The 24,206-nt window shown below is 58.8% G+C and carries 20 protein-coding genes; 11 read left to right on the top strand and 9 right to left on the bottom strand.

Features of this window, described 5'->3' with window-relative positions; genetic code table 11:
* Positions 1–201 precede the first annotated feature (201 nt).
* The 7 genes from ACV8MC_RS24935 to ACV8MC_RS24905 all read left to right on the top strand — a co-directional run bounded on the left by ACV8MC_RS24935 (position 202) and on the right by ACV8MC_RS24905 (position 8,258).
* Entirely contained in the window at positions 202–918 is a 717-nt protein-coding gene (locus ACV8MC_RS24935) for an FKBP-type peptidyl-prolyl cis-trans isomerase (protein WP_016773732.1), read from the top strand.
* Positions 919–1,210: 292 nt separating this feature from the next.
* Entirely contained in the window at positions 1,211–1,666 is a 456-nt protein-coding gene (locus tag ACV8MC_RS24930) for a YkvA family protein (RefSeq protein ID WP_016773733.1), read from the top strand.
* Between the two features lie 112 nt (positions 1,667–1,778).
* Entirely contained in the window at positions 1,779–2,120 is a 342-nt protein-coding gene (locus ACV8MC_RS24925; protein ID WP_056783977.1) for a helix-turn-helix domain-containing protein, read from the top strand.
* Positions 2,117–2,488, top strand: a complete 372-nt coding sequence (locus ACV8MC_RS24920) for a hypothetical protein (protein WP_003223109.1) — start codon at positions 2,117–2,119, stop codon at positions 2,486–2,488. The genes ACV8MC_RS24925 and ACV8MC_RS24920 overlap by 4 nt, the downstream gene beginning before the upstream one ends.
* On the top strand, positions 2,489–2,896 hold the full coding sequence (locus ACV8MC_RS24915; protein ID WP_457263900.1) for a sel1 repeat family protein: 408 nt from the start codon (positions 2,489–2,491) through the stop codon (positions 2,894–2,896).
* A 239-nt stretch (positions 2,897–3,135) separates the two neighbouring features.
* Complete coding sequence (locus tag ACV8MC_RS24910) at positions 3,136–7,902, top strand: RHS repeat-associated core domain-containing protein (protein WP_457263898.1); 4,767 nt, start codon at positions 3,136–3,138, stop codon at positions 7,900–7,902.
* Positions 7,902–8,258, top strand: coding sequence for a hypothetical protein (locus ACV8MC_RS24905; protein ID WP_457263896.1), 357 nt, complete (start codon positions 7,902–7,904; stop codon positions 8,256–8,258). Before ACV8MC_RS24910 ends, ACV8MC_RS24905 begins: the two co-directional genes overlap by 1 nt.
* A gap of 57 nt (positions 8,259–8,315) precedes the next feature.
* On the opposite strand, the gene ACV8MC_RS24900 is transcribed toward ACV8MC_RS24905, so the two are convergent.
* Complete coding sequence (locus tag ACV8MC_RS24900; RefSeq protein WP_457263894.1) at positions 8,316–10,094, bottom strand: bifunctional diguanylate cyclase/phosphodiesterase; 1,779 nt, start codon at positions 10,092–10,094, stop codon at positions 8,316–8,318.
* Between the two features lie 118 nt (positions 10,095–10,212).
* Positions 10,213–12,297, bottom strand: coding sequence for a carboxy terminal-processing peptidase (locus ACV8MC_RS24895; RefSeq protein ID WP_252879691.1), 2,085 nt, complete (start codon positions 12,295–12,297; stop codon positions 10,213–10,215).
* 138 nt (positions 12,298–12,435) lie between these two features.
* Here ACV8MC_RS24895 and ACV8MC_RS24890 point away from each other — a divergent pair, with 138 nt between their 5' ends.
* Positions 12,436–13,398, top strand: a complete 963-nt coding sequence (locus tag ACV8MC_RS24890; RefSeq protein ID WP_457263891.1) for a zinc-binding dehydrogenase — start codon at positions 12,436–12,438, stop codon at positions 13,396–13,398.
* A 97-nt stretch (positions 13,399–13,495) separates the two neighbouring features.
* On the opposite strand, the gene ACV8MC_RS24885 is transcribed toward ACV8MC_RS24890, so the two are convergent.
* From ACV8MC_RS24885 to ACV8MC_RS24860, 6 genes are all read right to left on the bottom strand, one after another.
* Positions 13,496–14,149, bottom strand: a complete 654-nt coding sequence (locus ACV8MC_RS24885; RefSeq protein WP_095180777.1) for an HAD family hydrolase — start codon at positions 14,147–14,149, stop codon at positions 13,496–13,498.
* A 34-nt stretch (positions 14,150–14,183) separates the two neighbouring features.
* The gene (locus ACV8MC_RS24880) at positions 14,184–15,173 is read right to left on the bottom strand and encodes an ABC transporter ATP-binding protein (RefSeq protein WP_457263889.1); all 990 of its coding nucleotides are present in this window, start codon (positions 15,171–15,173) and stop codon (positions 14,184–14,186) included.
* Positions 15,170–15,970, bottom strand: coding sequence for an ABC transporter permease (locus ACV8MC_RS24875; protein ID WP_016773742.1), 801 nt, complete (start codon positions 15,968–15,970; stop codon positions 15,170–15,172). The genes ACV8MC_RS24880 and ACV8MC_RS24875 overlap by 4 nt, the downstream gene beginning before the upstream one ends.
* Positions 15,957–16,793 (bottom strand): ABC transporter permease, encoded by an 837-nt coding sequence (locus tag ACV8MC_RS24870; RefSeq protein WP_162245414.1) that lies wholly within the window; start codon positions 16,791–16,793, stop codon positions 15,957–15,959. The genes ACV8MC_RS24875 and ACV8MC_RS24870 overlap by 14 nt, the downstream gene beginning before the upstream one ends.
* A 5-nt stretch (positions 16,794–16,798) precedes the next feature.
* On the bottom strand, positions 16,799–17,605 hold the full coding sequence (locus ACV8MC_RS24865; RefSeq protein ID WP_236169467.1) for an alkaline phosphatase family protein: 807 nt from the start codon (positions 17,603–17,605) through the stop codon (positions 16,799–16,801).
* A gap of 133 nt (positions 17,606–17,738) precedes the next feature.
* Complete coding sequence (locus ACV8MC_RS24860; protein WP_041479304.1) at positions 17,739–18,806, bottom strand: ABC transporter substrate-binding protein; 1,068 nt, start codon at positions 18,804–18,806, stop codon at positions 17,739–17,741.
* A gap of 349 nt (positions 18,807–19,155) precedes the next feature.
* Between ACV8MC_RS24860 and phnR the strand changes: the two genes are divergently transcribed.
* Positions 19,156–19,869 carry a phosphonate utilization transcriptional regulator PhnR gene (gene phnR, locus ACV8MC_RS24855; RefSeq protein WP_236169468.1) on the top strand — a complete coding sequence of 238 codons (714 nt, stop codon included), beginning with the start codon at positions 19,156–19,158 and terminating at the stop codon, positions 19,867–19,869.
* Between the two features lie 528 nt (positions 19,870–20,397).
* On the opposite strand, the gene ACV8MC_RS24850 is transcribed toward phnR, so the two are convergent.
* On the bottom strand, positions 20,398–21,732 hold the full coding sequence (locus ACV8MC_RS24850) for an amidohydrolase (RefSeq protein ID WP_041479306.1): 1,335 nt from the start codon (positions 21,730–21,732) through the stop codon (positions 20,398–20,400).
* A gap of 304 nt (positions 21,733–22,036) precedes the next feature.
* On the opposite strand from ACV8MC_RS24850, the gene ACV8MC_RS24845 reads away from it, so the two are divergent.
* Both ACV8MC_RS24845 and ACV8MC_RS24840 read left to right on the top strand, forming a co-directional pair.
* Positions 22,037–23,944 carry an S-type pyocin domain-containing protein gene (locus ACV8MC_RS24845; protein ID WP_457263885.1) on the top strand — a complete coding sequence of 636 codons (1,908 nt, stop codon included), beginning with the start codon at positions 22,037–22,039 and terminating at the stop codon, positions 23,942–23,944.
* Complete coding sequence (locus ACV8MC_RS24840) at positions 23,919–24,194, top strand: bacteriocin immunity protein (protein ID WP_290127533.1); 276 nt, start codon at positions 23,919–23,921, stop codon at positions 24,192–24,194. Before ACV8MC_RS24845 ends, ACV8MC_RS24840 begins: the two co-directional genes overlap by 26 nt.
* Positions 24,195–24,206 lie beyond the last annotated feature (12 nt).

Below are 24,206 nucleotides of genomic sequence, written 5' to 3'. Positions count from 1 at the left end.
CGCCAGACGCTGAGGCAAGCTCCGATGACGCTTGTCGTCCGTGGATGACAGAAGCTTCATCCAGCCGTTGCCCAAATGCGTTTTAATCCCTGAACTTATCGGAAGATTCCTGCTCTCATGCCGGTAGCCATTGGTCGTGGCGGCCTGATAAGCTCGCGGCTTTACTCGATTGCCCATTCGGCGCATGAACAAGGAAATAGCATGAAACAGCATCGGTTGGCGGCGGCGGTAGCCCTGGTTAGCCTGGTACTCGCGGGTTGTGACTCGCAGACCAGCGTAGAGCTGAAAACCCCGGCGCAAAAAGCTTCCTACGGCATCGGCCTGAACATGGGCAAAAGCCTTGCCCAGGAAGGCATGGATGATCTGGACTCCAAAGCGGTAGCCCAGGGCATCGAAGATGCCGTTGGCAAGAAAGAACAGAAGCTGAAAGATGAAGAACTGGTCGAAGCCTTCGCCTCGCTGCAAAAGCGTGCTGAAGAGCGTATGGCCAAGATGAGCGAAGAGTCGGCAGCCGCCGGCAAGAAATTCCTCGAAGAAAACGGCAAGAAAGCCGGTGTAACCACTACCGCTTCCGGCCTGCAGTACGAAGTAGTGAAGAAAGCCGATGGCCCACAGCCTAAGCCGACCGACGTCGTCACTGTTCACTACACCGGCAAGCTGACCAACGGCACCGTGTTCGACAGCTCCGTCGAGCGCGGCAGCCCGATCGATCTGCCAGTCAGTGGCGTGATCCCGGGTTGGGTTGAAGGTCTGCAACTGATGCACGTTGGCGAGAAGTACAAACTGTACATCCCTAGCGATCTGGCTTATGGCGCTCAGTCGCCAAGCCCGGCAATCCCGGCCAACTCGGTTCTGGTTTTCGACCTGGAACTGCTGGCCATCAAGGATCCAGCCAAAGAAGACGCCGCTGCCAAGTAACACGCAACGGCTGGAAAACAACGCCTCGCTTATGCGGGGCGTTGTTGCATCTGCAGGTCAGGAAAGGTAAACAGAGCGAACTGACGCCGTTCAACACAGTCATAGCTTTGAGGCTGCCCGCGCTAGACGCCCTGAGCTGCCAAGTCAATGAAATATTGGGCTTTTTTATGTGAGTAAAAAACGCCCGATCTGAGCGGAGCCCTTATGAAACGGGGCTCTCAGCGCTGAAATGCAGCTCTGTTCACAAGGTTATCCACAATTTGTGTGGATAACATTTCAACGGGAAGAATAGATGAAAGCTCCGTGGAATTTCGCTCGATTCCTGCCGTTGGCCGGTCGCCTGCTGGCCCGTGGACGCTTGCCGACCCTGTTGTTTGCCGTGGCCAGCAAAGGCGCCGCGCAAGGCAATCGCCTGGGCAAACTCAAGGATGATCTGCGCTTGCTGCAGTCGCTGTGCCTGGCCTACTGGCGTGGCGAGTATCGCGCGATCAGTGCCAAGTCGCTGATTTCGGTGGTGGCCGGCCTGATGTATTTCCTCAGCCCGGTCGATGCCATTCCGGACTTCATTCCCATGTTCGGCATGCTCGATGACATCGCTGTCCTCGCCTGGCTGATGAAAACCCTCGATGACGAGCTCAACGCCTTCCGCCTGTGGCGCAAGCGCCAGCAACCCGAGAAGCTGGCGGTGGTTGAGCGCCTTCCTGATACCCCTGAACAATTGCAGCTGCAAGGCCCGAAAAAGCCCTGACTGACGAAGACTGCCTACAGATAGATACCACTCGCGACCTTGGCCGCTGTTAGGATTACACTTCTAGGGAAAAGTGCCGACTCGCTAAGTGGTGTTGTCCTACGGGGTAGTCATGGATATTCAGATAATTGCACGCGATGGCGAACCCGAATACGCGGTTCTGCCGTGGGCTCAATATCAGGCTTTACTGAAAGCAGCAGGGATCAACGCAACACCGGTGCAGCAGCCAGCAGCGCCGCTCGCCGCCTCGCCGGAGCCGATTCTTCCGGGTCTGGATCAATTACGCAGTTTGCGCGAAGGGAAGGGCATCGCCATCGAGGCGCTGGCCCGCACGGTAGGTATCAGCCCGTCTTATCTGGCCATGATCGAAAGTGGTGAGCGTCAGCCCGACGCCGCGATTCGCCGCAGCCTGGCCTGGGAACTGACGGTGCCGGGTTGGAGGGACGAATCGTGAGCGTACGCATCAGTCGTCAACATTGGGACGGATTGCTGGGGGAACTGGACCAGGCGCGTCGTCAGCGCCATCTTCTCACTTATCGAGCCTTGCTTGAGCGTTTGCAGCTGCCGACGCCGGCGATGCAGACACTGACGGCTGCGCTGGAGCATCTGGCCGCACTGGATGCCAAAGCCGAGCAGCCGTTGCGCAGTTCGCTGGTCATCAGTCAGGGCGCCAGTCGTTTGCCGCGTACCGGTTTTTTTGAATGTGTCGAGCGTCTGGGGCGCTTTTCCGGGCCGTCGGATGGCGTTGCGGCGGCGTCCTGGCATGCGTCGGAAGTGGTGCGCGTCTTCGAATACGAATACCCGGAATCGGCGGAGGCTTGAGTGTTTCTGCGCCTCAAGGCGCGGGCCGGTTATTGGCTGGCCCGCCGGCTGTTTCGTTGGTCGTGGTTCGTTCGCCAGCCGCGTGGCTGGCGCTGGCTTGAAGGCCAGTTCGCGCGCATGGCCAACCTCGGCGATGTCGATGCTCAAAGCTTTTATGGGCACATTCTAACTTTTCGCGGCGTCGGGTTGGGCGCGCGTGAAGAGGGTGTGCGTTTACTGCGTCTGGCGGCGTTTGCCGGCGACGGTAAAGCGGCGTATCAAGTCGGCGTCATCAGCCTCGCCGGTACCCCGAGCAAGGCGCCGGATCCCGCTGAGGCCGCTCGTTGGTGGAGCATGGCCGCCGAAGCCGGCCACCCGTTGGCCGAGCTTAAGCTGCAACAGCTGATGGCTGGTGATTCAACGCAGTAATTCCATGTATGTCTTCTAAGTAAACGCGGCGTGAGGTTTTCCTCACGCCGCGTTTACGTTTTTGCCTGCACGTTTTTCGCTGGATGTTGGATTGCAGATTAGTCCTACATCCTTTGCCTACTCGCCTGACTTCTTTCCTTTCTGATCCCCCGCACAGTTCCCGCGACTAATTTCTTGCGCGAGGGACCGCTCATGCTTCAGCCCGTTTTTCAGCCCACCTTGTCTGCCTGCGTGTGTTGATGGAAGCCATCGCGCGCATCGAGCAGGAACTCGACAGCTTTCCGCAAACGCTCAGCCTCTACCGCAAACAGCTTGATCACTGGCTCAGTCGCAGGGTGGACCAGATCAGCGAGGCAGCAGACCTGCCATCGCTGGTGGGCATGGAGCGGATCATCCGCTTCGGCGATCGCAGCACGGCGGTCAATAGCAGCGACGAGGAGTTTTCTTCCAGCGTTGTCCAGTGCCCGCAGGGCGGGCTCATGCAGATCGAGAGCAAGTTCGAATCGGTCTACGACATCCCGCTGGGCAACATTTCCGTCGATGTGGTCGACGTGGATAGCGGCAAGACCGCGCCGGTCACCCTTGATCAGCAGGGCAAGGGCGAATTCAGAGGTGAAGAGGGCAAGTTCTACCGCGTTCTTGTGCACAGCGCTGTCACCTCCAATCAAGTCGCGAAGCTGTTCGAATCCTATGACGGTTTGACCGGCGAGCTGGACGGCTGGCTGCGTAGCGAGTGGCAAGGTTTCAAGCCGCAGTGGTCACAGTCGGTAGCGGCCGCAGCCAGCAACGGCATGCTCGCCGGCAGTTGGGCGGCCATCGAGGGGGTATGGGACAGCCTCGGACTGCTCTCGGAAATTCTTCAGGAACCCGGCAAGTTCGCCGAGCGTTTGGGCAGTGGCGCGGCTGATCTGATCGAGCTGGCACAGACCGCTCCGGATCTCATGGAAAAGCTGCAGTTGCTGGTCAGTGACGAAGCGGCGATGTGCTTGCTGCTGCGGTCGGCAAGCCTGTGGCTGGACATGCTGCCGCCCAGCGAGATTGCCGGCAAGTCTGCTGAAGTGGCGTCGATGATGATCGTGCAACTGATCATCGATGTGTTGATCAGCGTGGTGCTGACGTTTGTCGGAGCGGGGGCGGGGATCGCTTATCTGACGCTGCGTCTGGCTGACCGCGCAGCGCAGCTGTTCAACGTCGCCAAGCGTCTGGTCAAGGCGCTGTTCAGCATCGTCAACGCCTTTATTGAATACGTCGACCGCTACAAAGCCGTTGCCGCGCGGGGCATCGCCGCCGGGGTGAAAAAGGGCCGGATGCAATTGCGCTGGGATGCCAAGCGCAACGCCATGTTGAAGAAAGACGAGCCCCACGACGACGTCCCCGACCAGGCGAAAAACCCCAACGGCGACGCCGCGGACTGCGTCCCCAATACCTGCAAAAACGGCTGCCCGGTGTCGATGGTCACCGGCGAAGAACTGCTGACCCTGACCGACGCGGTGCTCGATGGCGTGCTGCCCTTCGAGTTCACCCGCTTGTACCGCAGCAGCGCGGTCGAGATCGATATGGGCCTGGGTTTCGGCTGGAGCCACACGCTGGCCCATCGCCTTGCCTTCGACGGCGATGGCGTGATCTGGATCGACCACGAAAACCGCCGCACTCGTTTTCCCCTGCCCAACGTCGCGCGCCCAGCGATTCACAACAGCCTGTCGCGGGCGGCGATCTTTCTCGGCGATGAGCCGGAAGAACTGATTCTGGTTTTGGCCGGCGACAGCGCGCGCTTTTATCACTTTCGCGCCGGCCGGCTGACGGCGATCAGCGATGTCTACGGCAATCGTCTGACCCTGCAACGCGATCGCTCCGACCGCATTCAGCGTCTGGACAATGGCGCCGGCCGCTCATTGCTGTTGCGTTATGACCGCACGCAGCTGGTGGCGATCGATTATCAGGTGTTCGTCCAGGGCGAGTGGACCACCGAGCAAACCCTCGCCACTTACAGCTTCGATGCCCGGCAACGGCTGCTGACCGCGACCAACGCGGTCGGCGACAGCGAGCGCTACGACTACGACGACCATCACGTCATCCTCCAGCGCCAGATGACCGGCGGCGCGAGCTTCTTCTGGGAGTGGCAGCGCGAGGGCAAAGCGGCGCGCTGCGTGAGGCACTGGGCTTCGTTCTCGCAGATGAACACCCGTTACGTCTGGAACGATGACGACGCCAGCGTGACCGTGCATTACGTCGACGGTACCGAAGAAGTCTACGTCCACGACGAGCGCGCGCGGCTGGTGCGCCAGGTCGCGGCCGATGGTGGCGAGCAGCTCAAGGCTTATGACCAGCAGGGGCGCTTGATCGCCGAGCAGGATGCTTTGGGCGCGGTCACTGAATACCGCTATGACGAGGTCGGACGGCTGATCGCGCTGATTCCGCCGGACGATGCACCAACGTCCTACGAGTACCGCAACGGCTTTCTCTACAAGCGTTGCCGTGGTGATGCGGCGTGGATCTATCGGCGCAACGCTGAAGGCGCCGTCACCGAAGCGGTCGATCCCGCCGGCCAGGTCACCCATTACTACTACAACCTGCGCGGGCAATTGCTGTCGCTGCGTTATCCGGACAGCAGCCGCCATCGCTGGGTGTGGAACGAGCTCGGTCAGCTCATCGAAGAAACCCTGCCCGATGGTGGCGTGCGGCGCTTTTCCTACGATGCGCTGGGACGGAGGATTACCACCCAGGACGAATTTGGTGTTGTCAGTCGTCAGCAGTGGGACGCGGCCGGCCGACTGATCCTGACGACTTCTCCTACGGGCAGCACGCGCGCCTACAGCTACGGCGCCTACGGCCAGATCACCGCTGAGCGCGACGAGCTCGGGCGCATCACCCGCTACGAATATGACGACGACCTGCACCTGGTCTCGCGGCGGATCAATCCTGACGGCACCCGCGTGCAGTACCGCTATGACCATGCGCGGCTGTTGCTGACCGAGATTGAAAACGAGTCCGGAGAAAAGTACCGACTGGATTACACGCCGACCGGATTGATCCGACAGGAAACCGGGTTTGATGGGCGGCGCACGGCTTATGCCTACGACCTTAATGGTCATTTGCTGGAGAAGACCGAGTTTGGTGATTTCGGCCCCAGTCTGGTCACCCACTATGAGCGCGACAAGGCCGGGCGTTTGCTGGTCAAAACCCTGCCCGATGGGCTCAAAGTCCGCTACGACTACGATCGCCTCGGTCGGTTGATCGGTGTCGAGGACGGGCAAAACCATCCGCTGGCCTTCGAGTACGACCGTCAGGATCGGCTGATCACCGAGCATCAGGGCTGGGGCACCTTGCGCTACGCCTATGACGCCTGCGGTCAGCTCAAACGCCTGCGTCTGCCGGACAACAGCAAGCTCGATTATCACTACGCCAAGGGCGGTGCGCTGTCAGCCATCGACCTCAACGGCACGCCGCTGACCCGGCATGTGTATCAGTCCGGTCGCGAACAGCAACGCCAGCAAGGTCTGCTGCTCAGCGAATACTCCTACGACGATCAGGGCCGCTTGCTTGCCCACGCTGTAGGTCATCGCCACGCTTCGCTGTACCGCCGCGATTATGCCTACAGCGCCAACGGCAATCTCGAGCACATTGCCGACAGCCGCCACGGCCAGCGCACCTACGGCTACGACGCCCTCGACCGGTTGATCCGCGTCCGTCACTCGCGCGACGAGCTGCCCGAATCCTTCGCCCACGACCCGGCCGGCAACCTGCTGATGCAGGATCGTCCCGGCCCTGCGCAGATCAAGGGCAATCGCCTGCTGATGCAGGGCGACCGTCATTACGACTACGACGCCTTCGGCAACCTGATCCGCGAACGCCGTGGCCACGGCCAGACCCTGGTCACCGAATACCGCTACGACTGCCAGCACCGCCTGATCGGCCTGACCCGCCCCGACGGCCAGACCGCCACTTATCACTACGACGCCTTCGGCCGCCGTATCCGCAAAACCGTCGACGGCGCCGTCACCGAATTTTTCTGGCAAGGCGACCACCTCGTCGCCGAAAGCAGCGCCACGCAATACCGCAGCTTCCTCTACGAACCCGGCACCTTCCGCCCACTCGCGATGCTCGATGGCAAAGGCCCGAAAAAAGCCTGCCCGTTCTACTACCAACTCGACCACCTCGGCACCCCACAGGAACTCACCGACTACAGCGGCGAAATCGTCTGGTCCGCGCAATACGACGCCTACGGCAAAGTCGCCGCTGTGACCTTGGCCGGCGAAGACTACCTCGACCAACCGCTGCGTTTTCAGGGGCAGTACTTCGATGTTGAAAGTGGCCTGCATTACAACCGACATCGGTATTACGACCCGAGGCTTGGGCGGTATTTAACGCCGGACCCGGTGAAGCTGGCGGGTGGGTTGAATCAGTACCAATACGTGCCGAATCCGACGGGGTGGGTGGATCCGTTGGGGTTGACGTCCAACTGCCCGCCGCCGAAGAAGCCTGGGTGTGAGGTTCCGGGTGGGATTGGTGGGGCTAAAGTGGATGATGGTGAACCTGCGCTGCCGAAGATGACGGCTCAGGAGCGTCGGGCGAGGATTGATGAATTAGCTGAAGAAAACGCATACCGACGTTTGCATGAAATGGAGAATCCACAAAATGGAGAGCATTTTCTGGAAAAGCACGGCGCCCAAACAACACTACGGTCGCAATTTGAAAGGATCATGACAGGAAAAAATCCAACGACTGGCGTTATAGAGACCTACACCGGTGGATCACACCATGGAGAACCTAAAATTCCAAGCGCGGCTACTCATTTTTTCAGCCATAGAGATCAGCTGAACGCTATCTATAGAGCAAAACTTATATTCCGTCAGACTAATCTTCAAACATCTAGAAGGCCTATGGACATGGGAAAGATAATTGGGGAAGGTTATACCAGAGACGGCATTTATGGGCAGCAGAGGAAAGCCGTGGTTATTCTGAGAGCTAATGGCGATACCGTGACTTCATATGCGGATTTTGAATGATGAAAAAAACGTATGAAATTGTAGATATAAAAAACTTATTGTTTGTTTTTGATATAGAAAATACTACTGATGTCGAGAGGGAGCGATTAATAGTTGAAAAAAATGTAAACGATTCGCGTCAGTTAAAAGAGCTTTTCGATACTGTGTTAAGGCCTGAATTTTTTGAATACACAGATGCAGAACAAGAATCGCTAATAAATACTGTCGAACATTTTTTGGAGAGAAACGACAATTTCGACCGTGTATTTAACCGAATGACAACTTATTTTGACGAAGAAATTACCGATAGGTCTAGTTTTATGAGACTTCTATTGGAGTGCTTAACAAGGTATCGGGATGAAAAGGGCTGTGGCTAAAAATCTGCATTCTGGAGTGGCGCCTGGCAAGTAAGCACGCACTCTACTACGCCGAGTTTAACCGACTAACTGTGATGCCTTTGGAGACGCAGTAGGATCGAGCAAATACACACTAAACCCCACAACCCCCTTCGCATGATGCTTAGCCTGCGAAGCCATCTCCGCAAGCTGGCTGGCATCAAGCGCTGCACAAGCCTCAGGTCGCAGATGCACCACCCCAATCGATAACGACAACAACGCAAACTCCTGCCGCACACCCTGTCGGTTTGGCGCTACAAAACAACCGGCTTCCAGATGCTCGGGCCGATAGAACCGGCGGCATTGGCTTTGGAAATCGTCGAGCAGTTGGTTGAGGCGTTTGCGCCAGTCTTCGGGGCCGAGGACGAGGAGGAAGTCGTCGCCGCCGATGTGGCCGACGAAGTCGCGGGTGGGGTCGATGCGTTCGTTGAGGCATTGGGCCAGGCAGAGCAGGACTTCGTCGCCACGGCCATAGCCGTAGATGTCGTTGAAGGGTTTGAAGCTGTCAATGTCGACGTAGCAGATGATCGATTCGCGGGCCTGTTGCAGCAGGCGGGTGAGGCACTGCTGGATCGGTACGTTGCCCGGCAGCAGGGTGAGGGGATTGGCGTAGCGCGCCTGCTGGATTTTCAGTTCGGTGATCAGTTTCAGCACGTCGATCACTCGGCCGAGGCCTAGATAACCGCCGTTGAGGGTGATGATGAAGTCTTCTTCGATGCGCTGGCGTGCGCGGCTGGTGATCAGGCGGCTGACTTGCTGCAGCGACTGGCTGATTTCCACGGCGAGGAAATCATCGTTCATCAGGCGGCTGATCGGTTTGCGCGCGAACAGATCGGTGGCAAACGGTTTGAGCAGTGCGTCCGACAGCGAGTGGCGATGGACGATGCCGCAGGGCTGGCCTTGTTCGTCGAGCACCGCGAGCGAATTGAGGTTGGCCTGGCGGCGAAAGGCTTCCAGTACCGTCGCGGTGGGCGTATCGCGTTGCACGGCGGGCTGGTCGTTGAGCAGGGCGCTGAGGTCGCTGCCTTCGTCATTCAGCGCGACGGCGCTGCTGTCGTGTTTGGGCATCATCGCGCGAGCGTCGCGGGACGGATGTTCCTGAGGGCGGCCGAGCAGGTAGCCCTGCACCAGGTCGACGCCCATTTCAGTCAGCACCGCGAGTTCTTCCGGTAGCTCGATGCCCTCGGCGATGACTTGCGCGCGCGAGGCTTTGGCAATTTGCAGAATCGAACCGACAAACTCTCTTTTCAACGCATCCTGATGAATGCCATCAATGAAGTGCCGGTCGATCTTCACGTAATCCGGACGCAATTCCGACCACAGGCGCAGGCTCGAATACCCCGCGCCCAAGTCGTCCAGCGCAATGGAAAAACCCATCGCCCGGTAGTGATGCAGGGCGGTTTGCAGCAACTGGAAGTCATCGATTGGCGTCTGCTCGGTGAGCTCGATGACCACTTGGCTCGGCGCAATGCCCAAGTCCTGCAGCAGTTGCAACGTACGGCCGGGTTGGTGCGCGGCTTCGAGCAAGGATTCTGGCGACACGTTAAGGAACAGCTTGCCCGGCAGTTGCTGCTCATTGAACCGTCGGCAGGCGCTTTGTCGGCAGGCGATTTCCAGTTCACTCAATCGACCAGCCTGTCGCGCCACGGCGAACAGGGCAATCGGAGAGTGAAGAGGGCTGTTGGACGGGCCACGGGTGAGGGCTTCGTAACCGAGAATGCGGCGTTCGGAAAGACAGATGATCGGCTGGAACAGACTGTGTAAACCGCTTTGAGTCAGGATCGAGCCCAAGGCGCTCAGCTGTTCGGTCGTGGTCATGGCAGTCTCTGGCGATAAAAAAAGGACCGGGAGCGCTTGCTCCCGGTCCTTTATTGCACGACAGAATGATGACTGTTTGATGACGATCCGGGGATCGTCAGCACTAAATTGCCATCACTTACTTCTTGGCCACCTGATTGCTCAGTTTCAGGTAATCCAGCAGCACGCGCCCGGTTTCGCTCAGGTAGGCATCGTCTTCTGGTTTGACCTTGTCCGGCTCGGCAGCGGCCAGTGCGTCTTCGTCTTCTTTCTTCAGCTCTTTGAGCGGTTCTTCGCCTTTGGCCTTGCGACGGATGTTCTCCATCGCCAGTTGCTTGGCGTCGATGTCGGCGTGCTGGGCACGACGATCGGCTTCGTTGAGGCTGACGGTTTTTTCTTCCATCAGTTTCTGCGCCAGGGCCAGCTTGTCGCGGATGAACACGAACTCGGCATCCTTGTTGGTGCGCGAGTCATGTTCGGACTTCAACTGGGCGAGGAACGGCTTGAACGGATCGGCCGCCGGCTTGATCGCCGCGCGAATGGTGTCCCACGGCATGGCTTCCGGCAGGGCACTTTCGCCGATTTCCTTGGTGTCGATCAGCGACGGGTAGTCGATGTCCGGCAGTACACCCTGATGCTGGGTGCTCTGCCCGGAGACACGGTAGAACTTGGCCAGGGTCAGTTTCAGTTCGCCGTGGTTCAGCGGCTGAATGGTTTGCACAGTGCCTTTACCGAAAGTCTGGCCGCCGATGATCAATGCGCGATGGTAGTCCTGCATGGCGCCGGCGAAGATCTCCGAGGCCGAGGCGGACAGGCGGTTGACCAACAGCGCCATCGGGCCTTTGTAGAACGCGCCCGGGTTTTCATCTTCGAGCACGTCGACACGGCCGTCGGCGTTACGCACGAGTACGGTCGGACCTTTGTCGATGAACAGGCTGGTCAGCTCGGTGGCTTCCTGCAGGGAGCCGCCGCCGTTGTTGCGCAGGTCGATGACCACGCCGTCGACTTTGTCCTTCTGCAGCTCGGTGAGCAGCTTCTTGACGTCGCGAGTGGTGCTCTTGTAGTCCGGATCGCCGGCACGGAATGCCTTGAAGTCGAGGTAGAAGGCCGGGATCTCGATCACGCCAAGTTTGTAGTCCTTGCCGTCCTGTTTCAGGCTGAGAATCGACTTCTTCACGGCCTGATCTTCGAGCTTCACCGCTTCACGGGTGATCGGCACGATCTTGGTGGTCTGGTCGTTCGGCGCATTGCTCGCCGGAATGACTTCCAGACGCACCACGGTGCCTTTAGGACCGCGAATCAATTTGACCACTTCGTCCAGACGCCAGCCGACCACGTCGACCATTTCCTTGTTGCCCTGAGCAACGCCGATGATCTTGTCGGCCGGAGCGACCTGCTTGGTCTTGTCCGCCGGGCCTGCCGGCACCAGACGCACGACCTTCACTTGATCGTTGTCGCTCTGCAATACGGCACCGATGCCCTCGAGGGACAGGCTCATGTTGATGTCGAAGTTTTCCGCGTTATCCGGCGACAGATAGTTGGTGTGCGGGTCGTAGGACATGGCGAAGGTGTTGATGTACGCCTGGAAGATGTCCTCGGCGCGGGTCTGGTCGAGACGCGCCAGCTGATTCTTGTAGCGCTTGGTCAGGGTTTCCTGGATCTGCTTCGGCTCTTTGCCGGCGATCTTCTGGCGCAGCACTTCGTCCTTGACGCGTTTGCGCCACAGGTCGTCGAGTTCCGCGGTGGACTTGAGCCAAGGCGCGTCCTTGCGATCGATCAGCAAGGTCTCCTTGGTGTTGAAGTCCATCTTGTCGACGCCTTTGTTCAGCTCGGCAAGTGCGAAGTCCAGACGCGATTTGACGCGGTCCAGGTAGCGCTTGTAGATGGTGAACCCGGCGTTGAGGTCGCCGCTTTTGAGGAAGTCGTCGAACTGGGTCTTCCACTTGTCGAATTCGGCGATGTCGCTGGCCATGAAATAGCTGCGCGACGGGTCGAGCAGCTTGATGTAGCTGTCGTAGATGATCACCGAGCGCGCATCGTCGAGCGGCGGCTTGCTGTAGTGGTGACGCTTGAGCAACTCGACGACGTTCAGGCTGGCGATGACTTCATCGCGATCAGGCTGCAACTTGTCCCAGCTGTTGGCTGCGAATGTGGTGCCCGACACCGGCAACAGGCCGATACCGATGAAAAGAGCGAGGGCGGTGCTGGGGAGCAGATGCTTCATGCTGATTCGACGCGGGGACAATTGATAACGCATATTAGGCCGTCTTTGAAGTCGCCGGTTCTTTGAGAGCCGGTCGCATAATGCAAAAAGCCCGGCGCTACAGCTTCGGGCTCAGTCCAGACTCACTATGGAGGCAGTGTGAAGGCATTGCAAGGCGTTGAAGGTCAAGTGGCATGGGTTGAAGAGCCGAGTCCGACGTGCGATGTAGGACAAGTCCGCATCCGGGTGGCGGCAGCCGGCCTCAATCGCGCCGATTTATTACAGAAAGCAGGGCTTTATCCGCCACCACCCGGGGCCAGCCAAGTGCTTGGTCTTGAGTGCTCCGGGGTGATCAGCGAGGTCGGCGCGGGCTCGTCCTGGCAGGTTGGCGACCGGGTTTGCGCCTTATTGGCCGGGGGCGGCATTGCTGAAGAGGTGGTCGTCGACGGACGGCATGTGCTGCCCGTGCCCGAAGGTGTTTCGCTGATCGAGGCGGCGGCATTGCCCGAGGTGTACGCCACCGTCTGGCTGAATGTGTTTCAACTTGCAGCGCTGAAACCCGGTGAGAAAATTCTCCTGCACGCCGGCGCAAGTGGAATCGGTTCAGCCGCCATTCAGCTGTGCAAAGCCTTCGGTAACCCTTGCTGGGTCAGCGTCGGTTCCGCCGAACGCCTGGCTTACTGCGAAGCATTGGGTGCGCAGGGCGGCGTGGTGCGCACCGATGAAATTGAAAGCCTGCGCGACTTCGGGCCGTTCGATGTGATTCTCGACCCGGTGGGCGGCAATTATGCGGCGCTGAACCTCAAGCTGATGGCGCTGGACGGACGTTGGGTGCTGATCGGTTTGATGGGCGGGCGCGAGGCGAAACTGGATCTGGCGCAGGTGTTGGCCAAGCGTGTGCAACTGCTCGGCTCGACGTTGCGCAGCCGTAGCGATCAATTCAAGGCCGATCTGCTCAGTGATCTGGGCCAGCATGTGTGGCCGCTGTTTGCCGAGGGCCGCTTGCGTCCGCAATTGGCCAGAGCCTTTGCGGTGAAGGATGCCGAAGCAGCGTTTGCCGAACTGGCGAGCAATACGGTGGCGGGCAAGTTGGTGTTGGTGATCAATGAGGGTTTGAGCTGACAGCAAAGCAAGGTCAAAAGATCGCAGCCTTCGGCAGCTCCTACAGTTGCACCGTATTTCAAAGGTAGGAGCTGCCGAAGGCTGCGATCTTTTGCTTTTATTTCCAGAGGTGGATCGGCCAGCCGGATTTTTCCGCGTGCTCGAGTAGCACCGGATCCGGATTGACCACGTGTGGAAAATCCACTTTCAACAGCAGCGGCAAGTCATTGCGCGAATCGGAATAGAAACTCGCGCCCTCGAGGTTTTCTTCTTCGGCGTCCAGCCATTCCAGCAGGCGAGTGATCTTGCCTTCGCGGTAGGTCAACGTGCCCACGGTATGGCCGCTGTAAACGCCGTGCGCGACTTCCAGTTCAATCCCTAGAATCTCGTCGATGCCGAGTCGATCGGCAATCGGTCTGACCAGGTGCGTGCCCGACGCCGAGATCACCAGAATCCGGTCGCCGGCCTTGCGGTGCGCGGCGATGGTTTTGGTCGCGTCGCTGAAGATGATCGGTTCGATAAAGTCTTCAACCCACGGCCCGACCAGGTGCTCGACTTCTTCTGGCGTACGGCCGATCAGCGGTTCGAGGCTGAACGCCATGTAATCTTCCATGCGTAATTTGCCATGGCTGTAGGCGTCCATCAGTTCGTTGTTCTTGCGCATGAACGACTCGGGATCGACCCAGCCCAGGCGCCCCATCTGCTCGCTCCAGAGGGTGGCGCAGTCGCCGTGGATCAACGTTTCGTCCAGATCAAAAATTGCCAGGGCCATCAGTGCAGTTCTCTCTTCAACGTCAGCAAAGTCATCAGGCTACCTCACACAGGGCCGTCGGATCGATGGAAAGTGCCAGGCGTTGTCCGTCGGGATGCAGATCGGCGGCGGAGCGGTTGAGTACGTCGACCACCAGTTCCACGCCGCGTGCTTCGACGCGATAGCGAATGACGTTGCCGAGCAGGCTGTGGCTGCGGATCTGCGCGTCGAGTACGCCGTCAAGGCTCAGTTCGATGGCTTCCGGGCGGATGGCGATGCGGTGGTTGACCGGCCGTTGCAACAGCTTTGAGGCGGCATCGGCATCGAGCAGGTTGTAGTTGCCGATGAAGCCGGCGGCGAATACATCGACCGGCGCGGTGTAGAGGGTTTCGGCGTCGCCGCTCTGGACGATTTTTCCCTGATTCATCAGGAAAATCCGGTCCGACATGGTCAGCGCTTCTTCCTGATCGTGGGTGACGAAGATCGTGGTCAGGCCGAGTTCGCGCTGGATCTGACGAATCTGTTCGCGCAGGTGTTTGCGAATCCTTGCGTCGAGCGCCGACAGCGGCTCATCCAGCAGCAACAAGCGCGGGCGGGTCACCAGCGATCGGGCGAGGGCGACACGTTGGCACTGCCCACCTGACAGTTGATGCGGATAGCGGCTGGCGAAGTCGTGCAGTTCGACCAGTTTCAACACTTCAGAGACGCGCTTGTGGCTGTCATCGGCGTTGACCTTTTGCATGCGCAGGCCGAAGGCGACGTTCTGTTCGACGGTCATGTTGGGGAACAGCGCGTAGCTCTGAAAGACCATGCCGATACCGCGTTTCTGCGGACTCAACGGCACGATGTCGACGCCATCGAGCAAAATCTTGCCGCCATCCACCGGGGTCAGCCCGGCGATGCAACGCAGCAAAGTCGACTTACCGCACCCGGACGGGCCGAGCAGGGTGACGAACTCGCCTTTGTTGATCTCGCAATCGATGTCGCTGAACACCGTGGTGCCGGCATAACTTTTCTGCAGGTGTCGGACGCTGACGTAGCTCATTCGCTTTTGTCCTTGTTCAAGATGTTGGCGATCCAGGTCAGGACCAGCACGAAAAAGAAATACGAAATGACCAGCGCACTGGTGAAGTGACCGCTGCTGTTGCGCATGTTGTTCAGGTACACCTGCAAGGTTTCGTAGCGGGTGCCGACGAGGATGTTGGCGAACACGAACTCACCGAAGAGGAACGAGAAAGACAGTAGCAGCGCCACCATCAGGCCTTTGCGCAAGTTCGGCAGCACCACCAGAAACGCCGCTTGAAAGGTGCTGGCGCCGAGCAGTTGAGCGGCGTCCATCAGGTCGCGCAGGTTGATCGCTTGCAGGTTGTTGGTGATCGCGCGGTACATGAACGGCAGCGCTACGGTGAAGTAGCAGCCGATCAGAATCCACGGTGTGCCGACCATCGCCATCGGCCCGGAACCGTATAGCTGCAGCAGCCCCACCGAGGACACCACCGGCGGCACCGCGAAGGGCAGCAGGATGAGGATGTTCATCAGCGCATCGAGTTTCGGAAAGTAGTAATGCACGACAAACAGCAGCGGCAGGATCAGCACCACCGATAACACCAGCGCGCCGACACAGACGATCAGCGACTGCCCGAATGCGTGGAGAAAGCGCGGATCGCTCCACAACTGGATGTACCACTTGAAGGTGAAGCCGCTCGGCAGAATGGTCGCCGACCAACTGCTGGCGATCGAATAGACCAGCGTGCCCAGCAGCGGCAACAACAGGATGGCGAACAGCAGATAGACCACGACGCGGTGGTAGAGGCCGGCCGGGCCGGATTCAGCGCGAGACATGGTAGCTCCTCTTCAACAGCAATTGATGCACGACGGTGACAATGGTCATCAGCGCCACGAGCACCACCGCCAGCGCGCTGGCCAGGTTCGGGTCAAGGGAAATGTCGCCGGAGACCATCGCCGCAATACGGATCGGCAGAACGTTGAAGTTGCCGGTGGTCAGCGCATAAACCGTGGCGTAGGCGCCGAGGGCGTTGGCCAGCAGGATCACGAACGTGCCGAGCAACGCCGGGGTCAATACCGGCAGGCCGATGTGCCGCCAGAACTGCCAGCCGTTGGCGCCGAGCAGTGCGGCGGACTCGCGCCAGTCTTCACGCAGAGCGTCGAACGCCGGGTAGAGCAGCAGCACGCCAAGGGGTATCTGGAAGTAGGTGTAGAGGATGATCAGGCCGGTTTTCGAATACAGGTTGAAGTCCTGAATGATCCCCGACTGCTTGAGCATGATGGTGATGCTGCCGTTGAAACCGAGCAGGATGATGAACGCGAACGCCAGCGGCACGCCGGCAAAATTGCTGGTCATGTTGGCGAAGGCATTCACGAAGTTGCGCAGCTTCGAATCGACGCGGCGTAGTGAATACGCACCAAGCACGGCGATGATGATGCCGAATACGCTCGACCAGAAACTGATCTCCAGGCTGTACTGGATTGCCTGCCGATAGAACTTCGAACCGAAGATCTTGCTGAAATTGGCCAGGCCCCAGCCGGACTCTTCCGATTGCAGGCTGTTGATCATCACCCAGACCAGCGGGGCGATTTCGAAGACGATAAAGAACAGCGCGAAAGGCACCAGACACAGCGCCGCGAGCCATTTGCCGCGAGTCATGGCATTCACTTGAGCAGCTCCCGGCACACAGGTTTGTCGTGGGGTACGCCGAGCAGTTCGCAGACCGTGCCGCAGATCTCGGTCTGCGTTGGTGTGGCGTCAGGGTTGAGGCTGAACGCCTCGCCGAGGACGAACAGCGGCACCTGACGTTCTTCCGCCAGCAGGCCGTTGTGCGAACGATCGTTGTTCATGCCGTGGTCGGCGGTCACCAGCACCTGATAACCAGCGTCGAGCCAGGTCTGCAGATAGTCGGCGAGGATGACGTCAGCCGAGCGCGCGCTGTTGCGGTATTGCGCGCTGTCGAGGCCGTGCTTGTGCCCGGCGTCGTCGATATTCATCGGGTGGATCAGGAGGAAATCCGGCGCATGACGCAGGCGCAGGTTCTCCGCGTCGGCGAACAGGTGCGAATCCGGATAATGGTCGTTCCAGTAGAAATGCCCGTGCTGGATCGGCAGCGTCGGATCGTCGGTGTGGCGGTCGCGCGCAGCCACGAACGGTGAGCGGTTATACAACTCGCTGACCCAGTGATACGCCGCAGCGGCGGTTTTCAATCCGGCATCACGGGCGTAGTGATAGATGCTGCGCTGGTTGGACAAGCGCGAGACATTGTTGTGGACGATGCCGCTGTCGATCGGCGGCACGCCGGTGAGGATACATTCGTAAAGCGGTCGGGACAGGGCCGGCAGTTCGCACTCCAGTTGATAGAGCGCCGCGCGTCCTGCGCCAACATAAGCCTGCAGATGCCCCATGGCGTGACACGCAACCTCGTAGTTGAGGCCGTCGAGCACGACAAGGATGACGTTGTGCTTCATAGGGGCAAGAACTCCGAAAACAAATCTGGAACCAATCTGTGTCGGAGCTGCCGGACGCTGCGATCTTTCGATGTTGCTTTTAAAGGGCAAGATCAAAAGATCGCAGCCTTCGGCAGCTCCTACAGATGAAGGATTACTTCATCTCTACGATGACTTCTTCGTTCCACTGCTGCGGCAGGGCTTTGGAGGTCTTTTCCCACGCGTCGGCGTCCTTGACTGGCGTAACGTTTTTGTATTGCTCGTTCGGCAGCAGCTTGGCTTTCACGTCTTCCGGCAGTTGCAGGTGTTCGGCGCGGATCGGCCGGGCGTTGCCGCGGGCGAGGTTGGTCTGGCCGGCGTCGCTGAAGATGTATTCGCGCGTCAGCTTGGCGGCATTGGGGTTTTTCGCGTACTTGTTGATGATCGTGGTGTAGCCGGAAATCACCGAGCCGTCGGATGGAATCAGCACTACGTAATCATCCGGGTTGGCCATCTTGGCTTTGTAGCTCAGGCCATTGAAGTCCCAGACCACGCCGACTTCAATCTCGCCTTTTTCCATGGTGGCGATGGTCGGGTTGGCCATCGACAGACGACCCTGTTTGGCGAGGTCGGCGAACAGCAGCAAGGCAGGCTTGATGTTTTTCTCGTCACCGCCATTGGCCAGTGCGGCAGCGAGGACACCGTTGGCGGCCTGGGCAGCAGTGCTCACGTCGCCGATGGAGACTTTGTATTTACCGGTTTTCAGGTCAGCCCATTTGGTCGGCACGTCGGAGCCGTTCAGCAGCTTCTTGTTGACGATGAAGGCGATGGTGCCGGTGTAGGCCAGTGCCCAGTTGCCGTCCTTGTCCTTGGCCCAGTCCGGAATCTGATCCCAGGTGCTTGGCTTGTACGGTTGCACCACACCTTGCTTGACCGCGATCGGGCCGAAGGCGGCGCCGACGTCACCGATGTCGGCGGTGGCGTTGTCTTTTTCAGCGGCGAACTTGGCGATTTCCTGAGCCGAACTCATATCGGTGTCGATGTGTTTCAAGCCGTAATTCGCAGCCAGATCATCCCAGGTGCCTTTCCAGTTGGCCCAGTTGTCGGGCATGCCGACGCTATTGACGGCGCCTTCCGCTTTCGCAGCGGCTTCTAGGGTTTTCAGATCGGTGTCGGCCGCCATGGCGGCGCTGCACATTGCAATGGTCGAGCCTAACAGTGTTGCCAGGAAAAGCTGTTTCATTCCGAAGCTCCTTGGTCGTGTTCAACGCTGCGATTGCGGTTGTGTTGGTCTAGGTCAGCAATACCTGAGCCAATTTAGGCGGGCTGGATGACATTTTGATGTCGATGGCCTTATGGCTGATCTTTTCTCCGCCCGGGATTGGCGGTTGCCAAACAAGCGTAGACCATGACGCAGGCCCGATAAGCAAGGGACTTGGCCGATGTATTGCAAGCCGTGAAAACGACCGTTGGGTAGTTTTGTCATCTGTCGGTCATCTGCACTGCCTAGGCTTGCAACACACGAAAGCGCTCTGAGCAGCGCCCGGATTTGCCCTGAAACAGTGCTGGTCTAGTCCAGATAGGTAACGTTGATGCGCGATGAGGCAACGAAAGCGGTGACAGCGATTGGCCAGGTGCTGCAGGAGCAGATCGATCATGGTTTGCTGGGGGCCGGGAGCAAGTTGCCCGCTGAACGCAAGCTCAGCGAGTTGTTCGGGACGACGCGGATCACTGTGCGTGAAGCGCTGTTGCAATTGGAGGCGCAAGGGCAGATTTATCGTGAGGAGCGGCGCGGCTGGTTCGTGTCGCCGCCGCGTCTGGCGTACAACCTGATGCAGCGCAGTCATTTTCACGCGATGGTCAGTGCGCAGGGGCGTGAGCCGTCGACCGAGGTGATTTCAGCGCGGTTGCAGCCGGCTTCGGCGGCGGTGTGTGCGTGGTTGCAGCTGCCGGCGTTGTCGAGCGTGATCCAGATTTGCCGCTCGCGGCGGATTGATGGCCGACTGGTGTTGTATGTCGAGCACTACCTGAATCCGCAGTTTTTTCCGGGGATTCTTGAGTTTGATTTGAATCAGTCGATCACTGAGTTGTATGCGCGGCATTTCGATTTGCACTATGGGCGGGTGCGGTTTGAGATTGTGCCTACGTCTTTATCTGTCGATGCGGCGGCGGCTTTGCGGGTGTCGGTGGGGAGTCCGGGATTGAGGATTGCTCGGGTCAATTATGATCAGCATGGGCGGCTGATTGATTGTGATCTGGAGTTTTGGCGGCATGATGCGATTCACGTAGGGGTTGATGTGGTTTGATCTTTTTTGACCTTGGCGGCCTTTGGGCCGACCAGGTTTTGGGGGTTTGGGTGAATATCCGTTGCTGCGGTAACGGCTTCTTATGGTTCCGCCCTTACGGCGGGTCACTTTTTCAAACGCCAAAAAGTAACCAAAAGGCTGCGCCCTGACGTTCGGCCCGCTCGCTGGGGCTCGGGGTTCCTTCGCTGCGGGATCGATCCTGGCGCAGCGGCTCCGGTTTGCTTCGCTGCACCTACACTCGCTGTGTACGACTGCGTCGTACGGTCGCTGCGCTCCCACGCCCGGATCAATCCCTCCACTCAGCCTGCCGACGGGCTCCGAGATCAAGATCAAAAGCGGTGCTCGAGCTAACGCTCATCGTGTGTAGGAGCTGCCGAAGGCTGCGATCTTTTGTTTTTGCTTTCGCTTTTCTGTGGGAAGCGAGCCTGCTCGCGAAGGCGGCCTGTCAGCCGACCAATCTCTGTCGGATGTACTTAATCCCTGTGGGAGCGAGTCTGCTCGCGAAAGCGCCCCCACAGTCACCCCTTCCTACTTGCCCACCGCCGCATTCCCATACAGATAATCCGTCGCCAACGACGCCAGTGTCCTCACCCCAACCACCAGCGCCGACTCATCCACAAAGAACCCCGGATTGTGATTCGGCGCGGCTTTGCTCATGTCCTGGTCCCGCGGGGTCACTCCAAGAAACACAAACAGTCCCGGCGCTTCCTTGGCGAAGAACGAGAAATCTTCCGCCCCACCCACCAGAGGTCCCTGCACCACATCATCCTTGGCCGCCCACTTCAATGTCGGCAGCATTTTCTCGGTCAGTGCAGGGTTGTTAATCGTCGGGTCGTATTTTTCGATGATGGTGACGTCGGCTTTGGCGCCGCCGCTTTCGGCGATTTTCTCGATGGTCTGGCGTACGTCGCTGTGCAGTTTCTGGCGGATGCCGTAGTCGTAGGAGCGGATGGTGCCGGTCATGTCGAGTGATTCGGGGATGATGTTGTAGCGGGTGCCGCCGTTGATGGTGCCGATGCTGACCACCGACGGGTAAGAGGAAATGTCGGTGCGGCGGCTGACCACGGTTTGCAGGCCGACGATGGTTTGCGCGCCGACGGTGATTGGGTCGATGCCATCCCAGGGGCGGCCGGCGTGGGTTTGTTTGCCGTGGATCTTGATGCGCAGGTCGTCGGAGCTGGCCAGGGTCGGGCCGGGGCGGTAGGCGATCTGGCCGGCGGGGACGCCGGCCCAGACGTGCAGCCCGAACACCGCGTCTGGTTTCGGCGATTTCATAACGCCTTCCTCGACCATCATCTTCGCGCCCCAGGTGTTTTTGCCGTCGGGAATGAAGTCGCTCGGGCCTTCTTCGGCGGGCTGGAAGTAGAACACCACGGTGCCGGGCAGGGTGTCGCGCATGCCCGTCAGAATTTTCGCTGCGCTGAGCAGGATTGCGGTGTGGGCGTCGTGGCCGCAGGCGTGCATGACGTCGACTTCCTTGTCGAGATACGTGCCTTTGGCTTTCGAAGCGAACGGCAAGTCGGAGACTTCCTTGACCGGCAGCGCGTCCATGTCGGCGCGCAGGGCGACGGTCGGGCCGGGCAGGGCGCCTTTGAGAATGGCGACAACGCCGGTGCGGGCGACGCCGGTTTTCACTTCCAGGCCCATGGCTTGCAGCTGTTTGGCGACCAGTTCAGCGGTGCGTTTTTCAGTGTTGCCAAGTTCTGGATGAGCGTGAAGGTCGCGGCGGGTTTCCAGCAGCTCCGGCTCGAGCTTCTGCGCCTGCTCGGCGATGCGCGTGCGGGCGCTGTCCATCGTCGCGGCACTGGCGTGGCTGGCGACCAGGGTGAGCAAAAGGGTCTGGGCAATGCGCGTCAGTTGCATGGGCTTCTCCTTGATTATTGTTGTTGGCTTCCTTGCCTGTGACAAAGGCTTTGCACGCAAGTGCGATCGGGTCCGGAAAGCGCTATGCGCTCCGACAGATTTACGTTTGAGCATAATTTATCAGCGAAAACTCCTACCGCTTTATCAGTTCCGTCCGGCGTGACAGATAAAACGCGGGCGATAACCATGTACCGCACCGCACAACATCTATTTCCATAAATTTCTCCAGGTGCCGGTCACGTTATTGGCTGTTTGAGGGTAACGGGTCAGTGCGACAAAACTATTGTCCATGGAGGACTTATAAATGCAGCGTAATGGAATAACGCTTCCGCCGATTGTTGTGCGTCCGGATAAACAAGATGAATATTTACATTATTTAGGTGCAGGGGACGGCTCGGGACCAGGCATTAACTTTGCGCCGTTGGGTGAAATACTCGATATGGAAAGTATCTATAAAGATACTTCCAGGAATATTGCTCAGGTCATTGAAAATGAACTGGCAGAAGCGCGGGCAGCAGGTGATCAAAGTGTCTTGCCGCCTTTGGATGCGCTGGCGCGGGAGATGCAATTCAGGGATTCCCTGATCGCCAGGAAGTTTGGTGCGCTTTTGGTGGCCAAGGACGTGGCCATCGAACGTTTCGGCCACGCCCAGGTTGAAACCTTTTTCAACGGAGGCCGCTTACCGCAAGTCAATCGGCGAAGCGCCAGCGTCAGCGTACGGCAGGCTTATAGCGCTCTGTTCAACGCCAAGTTACTGGTTGAAGGCATTGGCGTGTTGAACAGCCAGTCGGCCACGGTCAAGGGCATGATTGCCGTGGTGCAAGCGCAGGAAGCCGAGCGGATCGCTCAGGAGCAGGCGCGGTTGGCGGCGGAATACGCCAGGCAGGTTGCACAGGAACAGGCCCGCGTCGCTCAAGAGCAGGCGCGGCGGCAGGCGGAGGAGCTGGCACGGCAGGCCGCTGCCGATGAAATCAGGCGGCTCGAAGAAGAACAGGCCCGTTTGGCGGCTGAGGCACTAGAGCGCAAGCGTGCCGAGGAACAGGCGGCGCTTGAGGCTGAAGCCGAAGCACGCAGGGTTGCTGAGGAAAAGCGTCGGCAGGACACCTCCGGTGGGCACAGTAGCCTGTTGCGCTTTCAGGGCAATACCAGCCACGCCCAACTGGTATTTGCGACGTCCGCTGGTGCGGTCGCGATTGCCGACAACCTGATGGCGGGTTTTGCCGCTTCGATTCGCTCGGCGGTGGCCGGTTTGTCGGGGCTGGCTGCTGGCACGGCGTCTGGTCTGATGGTGGGGGTAAGTGCGTTTGTCTACTCCCCGGTGTTGGGTAATGGGGAATTGCCTGAACGCTTTCTGCTCAGCCTCCCACTGGCAGATCTGCTGCCCGGTCAATTGCCTGATCTGGACAGGCTGGCAAGCGAAAGAGCACGACTGAATCTGCCGGTACGTTTGAGCGCCCGGCCGCTGACGGGCTCTCTCGCCGAACTGCTTGTCGTTCCGGTAGCGGGGACAAAACTGCCTTCCGGCGTTCGCGTGGTTGCAGCTGGTTTCAACGCAGGGAACAACACTTACAGCGCAACCCTCACCGACATCCCGCCGACAACCGCGGTCTGGACTCCCGCAGTAACGCCGGCAGACAGTTCAACGCTGTTCCCCATCGAGAATCCGTCCCCACCGCGATATATCGGCGGCAACCTCGTGCCGATTGAAGGACGGATCGACGCTCACCCGGGGCGGGGCAGCATTCGTTTCGACGACTTCATTCTGGTCTTCCCGTCGGAATCGGGCCTGCCACCGCAGTACGTCATGTTCCGGGATCGACGCAATGATCCAGGGGTGGCGAGTGGTCATGGAGCGCCGGTTGCGGGTGGATGGCTAGGGGCTGCTGCGCAGGGTGATGGGGCGCCAATCCCATCGCACATTGCTGATCAGTTACGGGGTCGTCAGTTCAACAGTTTCAGAGCATTCAGAGAAACATTCTGGAAAGCTGTTTTCAATGACGAAAAACTGGCTGGCTTATTTAATGAAACAAGTTTGAACGAAATGAAAAAGGGCAAAGCCCCGATAGTTAGAATGAACGACTCAGCAGGAGCAAGAGTGAAATACGAACTGCATCATAAGGTCGGCTTGGCCGAGGGAGGGGATTTATATAATGCTGACAACATAAATATCGTTACCCCGAAAGCGCATGTTGAAATTCATAAAGGGCTTTGATATGAGGTCGATACAGGATATGAGAGAGGAAGATTTTCTTGAGTTTGTCAGGAAAATATATGATTCCGGGTTTACAACAGAGAAGCAACAAATTGCTGCCATTCTTGAGTTCTCTCGGCTAGTTGAACATCCATCTGGTTACGATTTGATTTACTACCCGGAGGAAGGTAAGGATGGGCCTGAAAATGTTGTCTTGGAGGTAAAAAACTGGCGTTCCGCTAATGGTAAACCCGGTTTCAAAGATAAATAAAAGCAACCCCCT

The organism is Pseudomonas sp. PK-RTE-24 (assembly GCF_054052265.1).
Note: the sequence above shows the minus strand (reverse complement) of the source record. Positions and strands in the feature narration are given on the sequence as shown.

What these genes read in the sequence shown, in the direction of transcription:
- ACV8MC_RS24870 (WP_162245414.1), bottom strand. Translation starts at nt 16,793, where the DNA reads ATGACTCGCGGCAAATGGCTCGCGGCGCTGTGTCTGGTGCCTTTCGCG.
- ACV8MC_RS24930 (WP_016773733.1), top strand. Translation starts at nt 1,211, where the DNA reads ATGAAAGCTCCGTGGAATTTCGCTCGATTCCTGCCGTTGGCCGGTCGC.
- ACV8MC_RS24905 (WP_457263896.1), top strand. Translation starts at nt 7,902, where the DNA reads ATGAAAAAAACGTATGAAATTGTAGATATAAAAAACTTATTGTTTGTT.
- ACV8MC_RS24845 (WP_457263885.1), top strand. Translation starts at nt 22,037, where the DNA reads ATGCAGCGTAATGGAATAACGCTTCCGCCGATTGTTGTGCGTCCGGAT.
- ACV8MC_RS24910 (WP_457263898.1), top strand. Translation starts at nt 3,136, where the DNA reads ATGGAAGCCATCGCGCGCATCGAGCAGGAACTCGACAGCTTTCCGCAA.
- ACV8MC_RS24865 (WP_236169467.1), bottom strand. Translation starts at nt 17,605, where the DNA reads ATGAAGCACAACGTCATCCTTGTCGTGCTCGACGGCCTCAACTACGAG.
- ACV8MC_RS24880 (WP_457263889.1), bottom strand. Translation starts at nt 15,173, where the DNA reads ATGAGCTACGTCAGCGTCCGACACCTGCAGAAAAGTTATGCCGGCACC.
- ACV8MC_RS24875 (WP_016773742.1), bottom strand. Translation starts at nt 15,970, where the DNA reads ATGTCTCGCGCTGAATCCGGCCCGGCCGGCCTCTACCACCGCGTCGTG.
- ACV8MC_RS24895 (WP_252879691.1), bottom strand. Translation starts at nt 12,297, where the DNA reads ATGAAGCATCTGCTCCCCAGCACCGCCCTCGCTCTTTTCATCGGTATC.
- ACV8MC_RS24860 (WP_041479304.1), bottom strand. Translation starts at nt 18,806, where the DNA reads ATGAAACAGCTTTTCCTGGCAACACTGTTAGGCTCGACCATTGCAATG.
- phnR (WP_236169468.1), top strand. Translation starts at nt 19,156, where the DNA reads ATGCGCGATGAGGCAACGAAAGCGGTGACAGCGATTGGCCAGGTGCTG.
- ACV8MC_RS24925 (WP_056783977.1), top strand. Translation starts at nt 1,779, where the DNA reads ATGGATATTCAGATAATTGCACGCGATGGCGAACCCGAATACGCGGTT.
- ACV8MC_RS24850 (WP_041479306.1), bottom strand. Translation starts at nt 21,732, where the DNA reads ATGCAACTGACGCGCATTGCCCAGACCCTTTTGCTCACCCTGGTCGCC.
- ACV8MC_RS24885 (WP_095180777.1), bottom strand. Translation starts at nt 14,149, where the DNA reads ATGGCCCTGGCAATTTTTGATCTGGACGAAACGTTGATCCACGGCGAC.
- ACV8MC_RS24900 (WP_457263894.1), bottom strand. Translation starts at nt 10,094, where the DNA reads ATGACCACGACCGAACAGCTGAGCGCCTTGGGCTCGATCCTGACTCAA.
- ACV8MC_RS24840 (WP_290127533.1), top strand. Translation starts at nt 23,919, where the DNA reads ATGTTGAAATTCATAAAGGGCTTTGATATGAGGTCGATACAGGATATG.
- ACV8MC_RS24935 (WP_016773732.1), top strand. Translation starts at nt 202, where the DNA reads ATGAAACAGCATCGGTTGGCGGCGGCGGTAGCCCTGGTTAGCCTGGTA.